The organism is Bermanella marisrubri, assembly GCF_012295615.1.
Lineage (GTDB): Bacteria > Pseudomonadota > Gammaproteobacteria > Pseudomonadales > Oceanobacteraceae > Bermanella > Bermanella marisrubri.
Genome location: NZ_CP051183.1, coordinates 663,776 through 677,532, shown reverse-complemented (window position 1 = coordinate 677,532; position 13,757 = coordinate 663,776). Strand labels below are relative to the sequence as shown.

Genomic DNA, 13,757 nt, shown 5'->3' with positions numbered 1-13,757 from the left:
TTAAGCCGCTCCGTTTTCGATCCAACCGTAACCTTTTTCTTCTAGCTCTAGAGCTAGCTCTTTACCGCCAGACTTAACAATCTTGCCATCGGCCAGTACGTGAACATAGTCAGGTACGATATAGTCCAATAGGCGCTGATAGTGGGTTACTACGATAAAAGAACGGTTTGGATCACGCTGAGAATTCACACCATTGGCAACCACTTGCAATGCATCGATATCCAAACCTGAATCGGTTTCATCCAAAATACAAAGCTTGGGCTCAAGCAACATCATTTGCATGATTTCGTTGCGTTTCTTTTCACCGCCACTGAAGCCTTCGTTAACACCACGCTTCAAAAAGTTTTGATTCAAGTCGACTGCTTTGCACTTTTCACGGGCTAGCTTTAAAAACGTCACACTGTCGTAAGGCTCCAAACCACGATGGGCACGAACTGCATCAACAGACGCTTTCAAGAACTCTAGGTTGCTCACACCTGGAATTTCCACAGGATACTGGAACGCTAAAAACAGACCTTCACGTGCGCGTTCCTCGGTGTCCATGTCCAGTAGATCTTTGCCATCAAAGTCGACAGTGCCTGATGTGGCTTCATAGTTTTCACGACCAGAAAGCACATTACCCAAGGTACTTTTACCTGCACCGTTTGGGCCCATGATCGCATGCACCTCACCTGGCTTAACCTCTAAGTTTAAGCCTTTTAGGATATCTTTCTCTTCGACTTTTGCGTGTAGATCTTTGATATTTAACATAGTGTTTTAACCATTAACGAGTCGTGACTCGTTCCTACATTTCTTGATTCTGTTTCTAAAAGAAGGTGTCTATACTCACTGTTTAGTGGTGTGCGCTATCCAACCGAACCTTCTAGTGATACTTCTAATAACTTGCCAGCTTCTACCGCGAACTCCATGGGCAGTTCTTTGAATACTTCCTTACAAAAACCATTCACAATCATGGAAACAGCTTTTTCTGGATCAATGCCGCGTTGCTGACATAAGAACATTTGATCGTCACTCACCGTAGAGGTTGTTGCCTCATGTTCGATCACGGCGCTGGGATGCTTGCTTTCAATATAAGGGAAGGTATGTGCACCGCACTTATCCCCAATTAATAACGAGTCACACTGAGTAAAATTACGAGCGCCTTCAGCTGTTGGGTTCATGCGCACCAAACCGCGATAGGCATTTTGACTTTTACCAGCGCTGATACCTTTGGAGATGATGGTAGACTTGGTGTTTTTACCCAAGTGAATCATCTTGGTGCCGGTATCGGCTTGCTGATAATTATTGGTCAATGCCACGCTGTAGAACTCACCAATGGAATTATCCCCCTTGAGAACACAGCTAGGATATTTCCAGGTTACGGCTGAACCGGTTTCTACTTGAGTCCAAGATACTTTGGCATTGGTATGAGCAACAGCACGTTTGGTTACAAAGTTATAGATACCACCCTTACCTTCGCTATCCCCTGGATACCAGTTTTGCACCGTACTGTATTTAATTTCTGCGTTATCAAGTGCCACCAATTCAACCACAGCTGCGTGCAATTGGTTTTCATCACGCATAGGTGCAGTACAACCTTCTAAGTAGCTCACGTGTGAGCCTTCATCAGCAACAATCAAAGTGCGCTCAAACTGACCTGTATTTTGCTCATTGATACGGAAGTAAGTGGATAACTCCATGGGGCAGCGCACACCCTTAGGGATGTAAACAAAGCTACCGTCACTGAATACCGCACTATTTAATGCGGCATAAAAGTTATCTTTTTGCGGAACCACAGAGCCCAAATACTTTTTCACAATTTCAGGGTGGTGATGAACCGCTTCACTGATGGACATGAAGATCACGCCCGCTTCTTTCAACTTTTCTTTAAAAGTTGTAGCAACGGAAACAGAATCGAATACCACGTCCATGGCAACATTGTTTTTCACACCCGCCAGCATTTCTTGCTCATGCAAAGGAATACCTAGTTTTTCATAGGTACGTAACAATTCAGGGTCCACTTCATCCAAAGACTTAGGGCCGTCATCCATGCTCTTTGGCGAGCTGTAATAAGACAATGCCTGAAAGTCTGGCTTTGGATACGTAACGTGAGCCCAATTTGGCTCTTGCATTTCCTGCCATGCAGCAAATGCTTTCAAACGCCATTCCAGTAACCATTCTGGCTCGTTCTTTTTGCCACTGATAAAACGAATCACATCTTCGTTTAAGCCAGGAGGCAAGGTATCGCTTTCGATATCAGTTACGAAGCCAGCTTCGTATTCACTTTTAATGTACTGATTAATTTCTTCACTCATCAAACTTCTCCTGACTTACTTACGCAGCCATACCTTTTAATCGATTAACCGCGGTGGTCACGCTTTCGATGGTCTGTTCTATTTGTTGTTGTGTGGTGAAACGCCCTAACGAAAATCGAATCGACGCGTGCGCTAATTCATCATCCAAACCAATCGCTTTTAATACATATGATGGCGCCATCGTTGCACTATTACAGGCGCTACCCGAACTAACCGCCACTTGCGGAATACTCAGCAACAAGGATTCACCATCAACCCCTGCAAACGCGACATTTAAAATATGCGGCACGCCTGAGGCTTCATCACCATTAATACTCACACCATCCAACTGACTAAGACCTTGCCATAACTGATCACGCAGTTGTTTTATATCCTTGGTATTATCATCCACTAAACTCGCGGCTACTCCCATACCTACAATTTGGTGGGTCGCAAGGGTGCCACTGCGCATTCCTCGCTCATGACCACCGCCATGAATTTGAGCAACCAATTTGACACCCCGTTTTACGTACAGAGCACCGATGCCTTTTGGTCCATAAAACTTATGACCACTTAACGACAACAGATCGATATTGTCCTTTTCCACATCGACTTTTATTTTGCCGACGGCTTGTGCGCCATCCACATGAAATAATACGTTTGCACGACGGCAGACATCACCAATTTGCGAGATTGGATTAATACTGCCCACTTCGTTATTGACGTACATAAGGGAAACGAGAATAGTGTTCTCTTGCAATGCCGCAGCCACTTGTTCGCAGGTAATAACGCCCGCACTGGTCGGTTGTAGATAAGTTACCTCGACGCCTTGCTGCTCAAGATGCGCACAGGTATCCAGCACCGCTTTATGCTCAATACTGCTGGTAATGATATGACTGCCTTGATATCCGTGCTGCTCAGCAACACCTTTAATGGCAAGGTTATCGGCCTCGGTCGCCCCTGATGTCCAGACAATCTCACGTACGTCGGCATTAATAACGGTGGCCAACTGTCCACGGGCGGTTTCCACCGCTTCCTCAGCCATCCAACCATAGCGATGTGAGCGGGAAGCCGGATTGGCAAAATTCCCCTCTAGAGTTAAGCAGTCCGCCATGGCTTCGGCTACTTTCGGGTCTACCGGGGTAGTGGCTGCATAATCTAGATATACGGGATTCATGAAAACACCTGTAACAACAATCTGACCAGTTTTAGGCTGTCGTCAGTTGAATCAAAGTCTCATCAACGGTTTCGTGAGCCTTTTCATCCTGACGCTTAGCGACATCTAAAATCTCTTTGCGGCTTACCAAATCAGCAATACTGATATCACTCAAAAATGCATGAATCTGCTGACTTAAGTCCTGCCATAAGTGATGGGTTAAGCATTGATCGCCCTCTTGGCAATCACCTTTGCCGCGGCAACGGGTGGCATCCATGGATTCATTTACCGCATCCACTACCTGGGCAATGCTGATTTCACTGCCCTCACGTGACAACCGATAACCGCCACCGGGTCCTCTTACAGAACTAACAAGATCGCAGCGGCGTAGCTTGGCAAACAATTGCTCAAGATAAGACAAACTGATGCCTTGGCGACCTGAAATATCGTTCAAGCTAACTGGTTTATGCTGACCATGAATGGCCAGATCCAGCATGGCTGTTACTGCATAGCGACCTTTGGTGGTTAACCGCATGGCTGCACCCCTTTGATAGACATACCCGAATATGAGCCTTCATTATCTAAAACCCGAGTATTTTAGTCAACTTTTTACTTGAGTAAACTGAAGGGTTATTGAAGGGTTATTCCAGCCGTGCAAAAATTGCGCGGCATGATATCAGAAATCGCAGTGAAAGTCGTTACGGAATAGCCCCGCTAGCCGGGGCATAAGACGGGGTTCTGCGGTGATTATGGTGCGTAAGTGAGGCTTAAAAAACGACGGCTAACGTTATTGGCAGAATCAAATGCAGCGACTTGCAGTTGGTTTTCTCCACGATTTAGGCGCACCTTGACCTGAAAGTGCGTGGTGTATTCAAAATGTCCCAGAAATATATCCCCATCGGCGTTCACCACTTGGACTTTTTTAATACCCATGCCCTGATCAAAGGCCATACCGCGAACCTGCACAATTTCTTGGTCCACCACTTCTGGCATATCCACTAACTCTAGGACAGGGCCGTCGGCATCAGGGAAACTGTTCGCGTCGTAGGGATTTGTGCCGTTTTCTTTCTCTAGCGCATTGGAAAAGCCATCACCGTCGGTATCTTTTTTATCACTGCTTTGATTGGACTGGGTTTCATGCTTTGAATAGCGCGAAGCGTCTTTAGGAAAGGCATCTTGCCAGTTATTCACACCATCGCCATCGCTATCCATGTCATAGGCATCGGGAATACCATCGCCATCCATATCCACTGGCTTCGAATTAGGGTCTTGAGCATTGGTTTTGGATAAGCGCTCATAGCGATCGCTAATGCCATCACCATCTGAGTCTTGCTCCGCGGCCTGTGTATAAGTACTCATGAGGAAAATACTGCCCAGCAGTATTAGAGATAAAGCAACTTTTGCCATGATTTTTTCTTTTTATTATTGTTTTTCCGCAGTCTAGCAAAATCGCCTACGGAAAGCATCACGCCCTCCGCGGGGACTAAAGACCGTTTTCTAAGCCTCAGCCTCAATCACTAACAGCGGTGGTTCCGCTTGCTGCAATGCTTCCAGTTCTTGGCGGCGAACTTGAATACATTCTTGATAGGCTTGCAAAATGCGTTGCTGTGTTGGACCTTCTTGGCCCTGCATATCTTGAGACCATTGCTCAAACAGCCAGATCTCTCTCTCGAGTTTGGAAATTTTATCGTTGTTATTCATGCTTCCTAACTCCAGCACTCTTTCTTGCCCGATATTCTAGGGTCCGTTCATGACAAATCAATGTTCGATTCACCACAAACGGCTTACATTCCAAAATATCTCCGCAATATGCTGCTAAGTTCTTAGACGCCCGGCGCCGGTAATTCTTGGCTACAGGGAATTGGGCGCATTTTTTGATTCACAAGTATACCTGCAACCGCATCACCCGATACGTTTTTCCTTGGACGCAGCAATAGGTAACCATCGGCACAAAAAGCTTCGCGGTTAGCTGCCTTGGGCGAAACCTTGGTGCTCGCCTCGGTACCAACAGCCCGCAATTCGAAGATATCCACAACACCTGCATCGGCCTCAGAACTGTGCTTAATATAGCCATGCATATCGAGGGCAATCACGGATACAACCATGGCCGCAATGGCACTAAAAATGGCAACTTTGATATCCCGTTCGGTGAACTTCATTCCTATCTCCTACTACTCGCCCCACAAGGGCATAATATCTTGATCGATTTCTAAATGGGTTAAGATGCGTGCCACCACAAAATCCACCAAATCTTCGATGGATTGAGGATTGTGATAAAAACCCGGTGCCGCTGGCATAATCGTCACGCCAAGGTTAGCCAGCTTAAGCATATTCTCTAGATGAATAGGGCTAAAAGGGGTTTCTCTAGGAACAAGAATCAACTTTCGCTGTTCTTTTATTGCCACATCCGCTGCACGTTCAATTAAGTTATTGCTGGCGCCTGTCGCAATCGCGCTAAGAGTGCCCGTACTACATGGACATACCACCATGGGACCATTGCGACCCGAGCCGCTGGCCACTGGCGCGAACCACTGCTCACGACCGAATACTTGTATTTGATCCGGCTTGGCATTGAACATTTCAGTGAGCTTAGCCTGCATTTTATCAGGAGTACCGGGCAATTTAATATCTGTCTCAGTAGCAAACACCACCTGAGCAGCTTTGCTAATCATCACATAGATTGGCTTGCCCGCCTCAACTAAGCACTGCAATAAACGCAACGTATAGGGAGCACCAGAGGCCCCGGTAATCGCTACCGTGATCGGCTTTATTGAGACATCTTTGCTTGGTTGCATTAGGAACTCATCGCTTCTGCTAACTTTTTATGGATACCGCCAAAGCCACCATTACTCATGAGAACAATGCCATCACCTGGCTCGCTGGTTTGCACAAGGTGGGCGATTATAGCGTCGATATCATCAAACAAAACTGATTTAGGTTCGTCATTTACTCGGTTGGGAATATTGCATTGCTCAACGACGTTTTCCATATCCCAATTTAACCCTTTAGGCTGGAACCATATAATCTCATCTGCTTGCTCGACGGCTTTTGGCAACTCGGCTTTGTGCACTCCCATACGCATGGTATTGGATCTTGGCTCAATAACAGCTCGAATACGTTTGAATTCACCGCTGTTGGCCATCCCTGCAAGAGTACTTTCAATGGCCGTCGGATGATGAGCAAAGTCATCATAAATCTTCACTTCTTTAGCATCGCAGATCAATTCCATGCGGCGTTTGACACCAACGAAGCGATTGAGCGCTGCAATACTATCCTTAGGCAAGATCCCCACATGGTGAGCTGCAGCGATACACGCCAAAGCGTTGTTAACGTTATGCTGACCCGTCTGCTTCCATCTTACTTCACCAACTAACTGCTCTCCTTGGTAGACCTCAAACACGGATCCCGAAACATGCTTTAGCTCGGCTCGCCAATCACCACCAAGCGTAACGGTTGGTGTCCAGCAACCCATATCTAAAGTTGATTTAATATTTGCATCATTGGCAGGAAAAATAATTTGACCTTCGCTAGGAATGGTACGCACAAGATGGTGGAACTGGGTTTTAATGGCATCTAGGTCTTTAAATATATCCGCATGATCGAATTCCATGTTATTGAGAATGACCGTACGTCCGTGGTAATGAACAAACTTAGAACGCTTATCAAAAAACGCACTGTCGTATTCATCGGCTTCCACCACAAAAAAGTCGCTCTCACCTAAACGCGCGGAAACGCCAAAGTTTTTAGGCACACCGCCAATGAGGAAGCCTGGCTGAAAACCGCAATCCTCTAGTACCCAAGCCAGCATGCTAGTAGTCGTGGTCTTGCCATGAGTACCCGCCACCGCCATAACCCATTTATCTTTTAACAGGTGGTTTGACAAATAAGCTGGGCCCGACGTGTACGGTAAGCCCTTGTTCAATACATACTCCACTGCCTCATTGCCGCGGCTCATGGCATTCCCAACCACGACTAGATCTGGGGCTGGCTGCAAATGGCTGACATCAAAGCCTTCTTGCACCTCTATTCCCGCCTGCTCTAACTGTGTACTCATTGGTGGATATACATTGGCATCCGAACCTGTGACCCTGTGGCCTTGGGATTTGGCCAATTGAGCCAAGCTCCCCATGAATGTGCCGCAAATACCTAATATATGAATATGCATAAAGCGCTCAATCAATTCACTGTTTAGTCTTGAATGTTATTAAAAGTCCATTCTTTCATAAATCCCCGTTCGCGTCTGTGCTTTGCTTAGCTTCATAGTAAGCATTTTAGAATGAGTGAACCAAAAAGTACGCTAAGTCAAAAAGCGCTGCACTATTTTTTAGCAGTATTTTATCTATCTGCTATACCTACTTATAGACCCCAATACTAATGACGCTCAATATCCGTTTGATCGTCACGGTATTTTCATTTAACAACCAATGAAGGACTCACTATGGCGATGAAAAAGCTAACTTATGCCGGCGTGCCTTTGCTAGCGGCCACCATGACGGCGTCGTTTACCGCACAAGCCGTAACTGTGGATCAACTCAATCGGCAAGTTCAAAAACTGAATCAGCGCATTGCCGCACAAGACCAGCGCTTTCGAGTGAATGGTTTTGCGACATTTGGTATTGCGAAAAGCGACGAGGAAATCGCATACAACGGAGTATCAGACCAAACAACATGGACTGAGTTTACTCGCGCTGGCATTCAAATGAGCTTTCAAGTCAATCAAGACTCATCTGTTGTCACACAGATTGTTGGTCGAGGCTCAGAAGATTTTAATGCCAATATGGAATGGGCTTATTTCAAACATCAATTTACTAATAGTTTATCAGCCAAAGTCGGGCGTATCCGTGGCCCATTCTACATGTTGTCAGAATATCTAGATGTAGGTTACGCCGTACCATGGGCACAAATGCCCGCTGAAACCTATAGCCTACTCAGCCCGTTTGCCAACATTGACGGTGTCGACCTCACATGGAGCACCGATATAGGTTGGGATACGTTAGAGATTAAAGGTTTTTACGGTCGCACCGAGAACGAGAACTTTATTTTTGATGACGTTATGGGTATCAGTGCCACCTATTCAGCAGAAACCTGGTCTGCTCGCTTGGCCACAACGGTTGCGGGTTTAAGTTTTGGTAGTGGCGAGCAGGGTGCTTCCACAGCTAATGCCCAAGCCCTACTTGAGGGAACAACTGCAGCACAGCTAGGCACCCAAGACGCTGCCTTTACTAGCTTTGGCTTCCGTTATGACCCAGGCACATTATTAGTCATGGGTGAATATACAACCTCCAGTGCAGATGGCATTACTCAAGATGAAGATTCTATGTATCTAACAGTCGGCTACCGTATGGGAGCTTGGCTGCCTCACCTTACCTATGGTATGCATGAGTCTACAGATGATAAGGATAGAGAACTTCCAGCAGGAGTGCCTGCAAGCACAGTTGTTGATACGGACGGCACCACTGCAGGTGACGTCGCTGCTCTTGTGCAAGCGAACTCAAACTCTGACACTAGCCGCATTGGTTTAGGTGTTCGCTACGACTTTGGCGCGGGAACCGCTCTTAAGCTTCAGTACGATATTGTAGACGCTGACTCAACAGGCTTGTTTAATGCCACTCAGTATTTACAAGCTGGAGCAAACGCACCCGACAGTGCGAATATCCTAACCATAACCATCGACACTGTATTTTAAGGGAGGAGAAGATCATGAAATTATCCATTAAACTTCTATCGACTCTTGCCCTTTTTGCAAGCGTTTCATTCGCATATGCAGGTCCTGTTGTTGTCGCCGGTTCTGGCAGCCCCATAGGTTCAGCAGGTGCCGCTGACGTTGTTAAAGTCTTCCTTGGTAAAAAGAAAGACTTAGGCGGTGTTTCAGTCGTCCCTGTTGATCAAAGTGAAGGCAATCCTGCTCGCACTGAGTTTTATACAAACGTTGTTAACAAATCCGAAGCACAGCTTAAGTCTTATTGGTCGCGCTTGATTTTTACTGGTAAAGGTCAAGCTCCTCAAGATGTAGGTGGTGATGCAGACGTTAAAGCAATGGTTGCATCCAATCCAAACTTGGTCGGCTACATTGATGAGTCCGCTGTCGATGGCAGTGTGAAGGTGATCTTTAAACCATAAGCAAGTTCATTGACACTTATAAAGGGCGGCCTTTTGTTTCGATAAAGCAAAAGGCCGTTTTTCTTCCTACCCTAGAAATAGATAAAGGTGCGCACTATGAAAGCAAGTTTATTTACCCTACTGGTGTTTGTCTCTTGCTTGGCCCGAGCAGACCTAGCCGTGATCACTCATGCGGACTCAGGGATCCCTGAAGTATCACATAATGTAATCAAGAGTCTATATATGGGCAGCCTTAAGTATCTAAATGGTCAACGTGTATTGCCCTTAGATCAAATGCAGGGGAACAATGAAAGAGGCAAGTTTTACTCACAAACGTTTGATATCCCCATGAATCAAATTTTAGCCCATTGGTCGCGTTTGATCTTTACTGGAAAAGGACAGAGTCCTATACAAGTTGCGGATAGTGAAGCTGTGTATCAACTGGTCAAAACCAATAAAAACATGATTGGTTATATACCGTTCGAAAACGTAACACCTGACGTAAGGGTTATTTTTCGAGTAAAAGACAAGAACTAGCCCAAAAAGAAATACAGCAATCCTAAGATAATAACAGCTTGTATCGCGCTAATACATTTCCATAGCAATATGGGATAGCGATGTATCAAGGGTTGCTGCCCCCTAGCCACTAGCTTTGGATTTGGCTTTTTCAAATCATAAATAAATTCCGACAAACTCTCGTAGCGCTGACTTGCCTGAGGAGAGAGTGCTTTTTCAATAGCCTTATCCATCCAAGGCGGAACTAAAGGATTGTGAAGACAGGCGGATTCGTACTGCAAACTCGATACTTTTCTCTCGTGGTTGATATTGGCTAGCTTACCATCGAAAGGCAGTTTAGCGGTCAACATTTCATAGATCACAACAGCAAGACTAAATTGATCGGATGCGAATGATTTGTTATCGCCAAATCGCGTTTCTGGAGCACTGTAATCGGCCGTTCCTAAAGCCTGCTCTCGAGAGTAAGGGGTATCAATCTCATTGATACCTGCAACATAACAAGCACCAAAATCAATAATCTTGGGGATACCATCAGCTTGAATAATGATGTTTTCAGGCTTGATATCTTGATGAAGAATATCCTTGCGATGGAAAGCTCGGATGGCTCGAGACAACAACTCTGCAATGCGAACCACTTCTTGAGGCTCAGCTTTTGGGTGATGCATCATCCATTTATCAAGGCGCACCCCATCAATATACTCCATCAACGTATAGAGTGCCGATGGTGGTTTCGTCGGGGTTAGTGTTTTCACGACATATGGGTTTTCGATACGTTTTCCAATCCACTGTTCGGTACTAAAGCGCTCGATATAAGCCGGATCATCAAGGTAATTTAAGGATGGTGTCTTGAGAATATAATACTGTTGATTCTCGCAATCGCAGACCTTATAAACTTGAGAACGCTGACTTTCATGAATAATGGAATCAACCTCATATCCGTCGATGCGATCACCCACAGATAGCGGCGGCGGAAACGGTAGTTCCGTCAATGAGTCATAGAAAGGGTCGGCATTGTCGAGAGATAGCTGATCAACGCGAATAATCTGGCAACTTAAGTTATCGTGACTACCTGCAGATAGGGCTTGCTTCACCAGTATTTCCGTTAGATCCTGTATGCTTTCTTTGTCGTGATGTCGGTGACCAATTAACTGAGCACGAATACTTTGTTCATCAATATAATCATGAATGCCGTCACTACTTAGAAAAAAAATATCTCCTTGATGTAATGCTTCTTCACGATAATCCATATCAAGAGATTGACTCATTCCCATAGCGCGATAGAGATATCTCTGCTTGTCACCTACCACAGTTTCATGATCTTGAGTCAAACACTCAAAGTCTGAACCTCGCAAACGATAAATACGGGTATCACCAACATGGAATATGAAAGCTTTTTTAGACTTAAAAATAACCGCGCTGAAGGTTGTCAAATGACCTTGAATCGTCCCTTGCCCAACAAGCCAGCGATTCAAAGCAGATAACACACGTTGCCCTGATTTTTTCACGCTCCAGGCTTCTGGGGTCGCATAATAATCCGAGATAAATGTACGTACACTGGTTTCACTAGCTTCTTTTGCTGCTGCCGATGCGCTAACACCATCAGCTACAATAGCGGCTACGCCCTTTAAAGATAAGCTTGGTTCGTTAGGAATACATAAGCCGATACAATCCTGATTCTCGTCTTTCTTACCCTGACTGGATATTTGACCGGCAGTAATAGCAATGGAGCTTATAAGATGCTTCATGATTTAAAGATTTATTTAAAGGAGTCGATACGCGTCAAAAAGAATAATATGAATTCTCTAAGCCCTTGCAACGGGTTTGTATCGACCCCTCTAAAACTGTTTATTTTCCTATTTGTACTAGCTCAACTTCACCAGCATCATTAATTTCAGCAACATGACCTTCAGGCTCTTCAAGGAATTGTACTGCTATGAAAATAAATGCAGCAGAAGCAGCTATCACCATGAAGAAAGTACTGTAATCTACAAACGATAATATTGTTAGATAAATGACCGCACCGACATTACCATAAGCACCCGTCATACCAGCAATCTGTCCAGTCAATGATCTCTTTACTAAAGGCACCATAGCAAATACCGCGCCCTCCCCTGCTTGCACAAAGAAAGAACACATCATAGTGGCGATAACAGCTACCGGAATCCACCACGTACTATCAATCTGACTAAGCGTTAGATAACCAACAGCAAGCCCACAAATAAGAATGGAAAGTGTTTTACGACGACCAAACTTATCACTTAACCAACCACCACCTGGACGTGCCACCAAGTTCATAAACGCGAAACCTGACGCCAATAAACCTGCGGTAACCGCAGTTAACCCCTCAAACGTTTCCATAAAAAACAAAGGCAGCATAGAAACAACGGCCAGTTCAGAACCAAATGTAACGAAATAAGCCCATTGCAAAACAGCCACCTGCTTATATTTATAACGCTGCATTTTAGGAACTGGTTGCGACAAGTGTTCTTTATTCACTTTCAATATTTGCCATGTTTGCACCACAAACAAAAGCGCTAAGCCTATGTATAGAGCCCAAGATGCTATTTCTGACAGCAATCCTAAATTCGCAGGAGAAAGCTTCCATGTAAGCACTGCTAGCGCAAGGTACATTGGAACATTCATGGCTAAGTAGAAATATAAATCCCTCTTGTTGCTTACTTGTAAGCCACCTGACTTCTTAGGCTTAAAATAAGTAGAGCCCTTGGGAGTATTGCGGGCTACTTTAAAGAAAATAAAGGAGTAAACGAAAGCAAGACATGCTGTGCTCAATAGAGCATAGCGCCAACCATCATCCCCACCAAAAATGAGTGCAACGGTAGGCAGTAGCATCGCCGATGCAGCGGAACCAAAATTACCCCAACCTCCGTAAATACCTTCAGCAATACCCACCTCTTTCGCTGGAAACCATTCTCCAACCAAGCGAATACCAATAACAAAACCCGCACCTACAAACCCCATTAAGAAACGAAAAAGTGCTAGCTGCTCGTAAGTTTGTGACAATGCAAACGCTGTACAAAGCAATGACGATACGAACAGTAAACCACTATAGACGTATCGTGGGCCAAAGCGGTCTACCAACATACCAATGATAATACGTGCAGGGATCGTTAATGCCACATTAAGAATTAGCAAGGCTTTGACTTCTTGACTCGTCAAATCAAATGCTTCCTTGATAAAGCCCATCAGAGGCGCATGGTTGAACCAAACCATGAAGGTAAGAAAGAAGGCAAACCAACTAATATGCAACATGCGTATCTTTGGCTGGCTGAGCTTTAATGGATTAATGCCAGTATCCGACATACTTGAATCCTCTAGATGAAAAATTGATTGGTCACTTAGAGCAAGATGCAGACCAATTCAATCCATCACCGATGAACACTGGCCTAAAGCTACAGTTACATTGATTTTTCAAATAGGATCAAACCAATAATAGCGCCATCATTGTGCATATTTAGTTACTCCTTACAGGTGTAGCGCACCAACAAAGATCATTTAATTGCCAAGCTTTGCATCATTTAGGATTTATAAGGTGCATGCAGGCTCTGATTTATCGCACATCTGCTTGCCCCATCGTGAAACCCAATGCCACATTTTGAACAGGGATGTGCATAAAGGACTGCACTGACTTAAAACATTTCCTAATCAAAGTTCAATTTTAGGCACCATCACACTTCATTTTTCAGCAAACTGAG

The 13,757-nt window shown here is 45.0% G+C and carries 14 protein-coding genes; 3 read left to right on the top strand and 11 right to left on the bottom strand.

The annotated features are described in order from the left end of the window. From sufC to mpl, 9 genes are all read right to left on the bottom strand, one after another. Window positions 1–750 carry a Fe-S cluster assembly ATPase SufC gene (sufC, locus tag HF888_RS03045; protein ID WP_007016467.1) on the bottom strand — a complete coding sequence of 250 codons (750 nt, stop codon included), beginning with the start codon at window positions 748–750 and terminating at the stop codon, window positions 1–3. 95 nt (window positions 751–845) lie between these two features. Then, window positions 846–2,294 (bottom strand): Fe-S cluster assembly protein SufB, encoded by a 1,449-nt coding sequence (sufB, locus tag HF888_RS03040; protein ID WP_007016468.1) that lies wholly within the window; start codon window positions 2,292–2,294, stop codon window positions 846–848. Between the two features lie 19 nt (window positions 2,295–2,313). Continuing rightward, window positions 2,314–3,450 carry an IscS subfamily cysteine desulfurase gene (locus tag HF888_RS03035; RefSeq protein ID WP_007016469.1) on the bottom strand — a complete coding sequence of 379 codons (1,137 nt, stop codon included), beginning with the start codon at window positions 3,448–3,450 and terminating at the stop codon, window positions 2,314–2,316. Between the two features lie 31 nt (window positions 3,451–3,481). Beyond that, window positions 3,482–3,964 (bottom strand): Fe-S cluster assembly transcriptional regulator IscR, encoded by a 483-nt coding sequence (iscR, locus tag HF888_RS03030; protein ID WP_007016470.1) that lies wholly within the window; start codon window positions 3,962–3,964, stop codon window positions 3,482–3,484. A 212-nt stretch (window positions 3,965–4,176) separates the two neighbouring features. Continuing rightward, the gene (locus tag HF888_RS03025; protein ID WP_007016471.1) at window positions 4,177–4,836 is read right to left on the bottom strand and encodes a thrombospondin type 3 repeat-containing protein; all 660 of its coding nucleotides are present in this window, start codon (window positions 4,834–4,836) and stop codon (window positions 4,177–4,179) included. 90 nt (window positions 4,837–4,926) lie between these two features. Then, window positions 4,927–5,130: a hypothetical protein gene (locus tag HF888_RS03020; protein ID WP_007016472.1), complete on the bottom strand. Its 204-nt coding sequence runs from the start codon at window positions 5,128–5,130 to the stop codon at window positions 4,927–4,929. A 122-nt stretch (window positions 5,131–5,252) separates the two neighbouring features. Next, window positions 5,253–5,588 (bottom strand): PA3694 family proteiin, encoded by a 336-nt coding sequence (locus HF888_RS03015; protein WP_007016473.1) that lies wholly within the window; start codon window positions 5,586–5,588, stop codon window positions 5,253–5,255. Between the two features lie 12 nt (window positions 5,589–5,600). Then, window positions 5,601–6,224, bottom strand: coding sequence for a flavin prenyltransferase UbiX (locus tag HF888_RS03010; protein ID WP_007016474.1), 624 nt, complete (start codon window positions 6,222–6,224; stop codon window positions 5,601–5,603). After that, window positions 6,224–7,594 (bottom strand): UDP-N-acetylmuramate:L-alanyl-gamma-D-glutamyl-meso-diaminopimelate ligase, encoded by a 1,371-nt coding sequence (gene mpl / locus HF888_RS03005; RefSeq protein ID WP_007016475.1) that lies wholly within the window; start codon window positions 7,592–7,594, stop codon window positions 6,224–6,226. Before mpl ends, HF888_RS03010 begins: the two co-directional genes overlap by 1 nt. Window positions 7,595–7,867: 273 nt before the next feature. Between mpl and HF888_RS03000 the strand changes: the two genes are divergently transcribed. The 3 genes from HF888_RS03000 to HF888_RS02990 all read left to right on the top strand — a co-directional run bounded on the left by HF888_RS03000 (window position 7,868) and on the right by HF888_RS02990 (window position 10,065). After that, window positions 7,868–9,115, top strand: a complete 1,248-nt coding sequence (locus tag HF888_RS03000; protein WP_007016476.1) for a porin — start codon at window positions 7,868–7,870, stop codon at window positions 9,113–9,115. A gap of 14 nt (window positions 9,116–9,129) precedes the next feature. Beyond that, the gene (locus HF888_RS02995; protein WP_007016477.1) at window positions 9,130–9,549 is read left to right on the top strand and encodes a hypothetical protein; all 420 of its coding nucleotides are present in this window, start codon (window positions 9,130–9,132) and stop codon (window positions 9,547–9,549) included. 96 nt (window positions 9,550–9,645) lie between these two features. Then, on the top strand, window positions 9,646–10,065 hold the full coding sequence (locus HF888_RS02990) for a hypothetical protein (RefSeq protein ID WP_007016478.1): 420 nt from the start codon (window positions 9,646–9,648) through the stop codon (window positions 10,063–10,065). On the opposite strand, the gene HF888_RS02985 is transcribed toward HF888_RS02990, so the two are convergent. Together HF888_RS02985 and HF888_RS02980 are read right to left on the bottom strand one after the other, a co-directional pair. Further along, window positions 10,062–11,789 carry a bifunctional protein-serine/threonine kinase/phosphatase gene (locus HF888_RS02985; protein WP_007016479.1) on the bottom strand — a complete coding sequence of 576 codons (1,728 nt, stop codon included), beginning with the start codon at window positions 11,787–11,789 and terminating at the stop codon, window positions 10,062–10,064. The two genes, HF888_RS02990 and HF888_RS02985, sit on opposite strands and share 4 nt — an antisense overlap. Before the next feature lie 100 nt (window positions 11,790–11,889). Further along, the gene (locus tag HF888_RS02980; RefSeq protein ID WP_007016480.1) at window positions 11,890–13,365 is read right to left on the bottom strand and encodes a NarK family nitrate/nitrite MFS transporter; all 1,476 of its coding nucleotides are present in this window, start codon (window positions 13,363–13,365) and stop codon (window positions 11,890–11,892) included. Window positions 13,366–13,757: the final 392 nt, after the last annotated feature.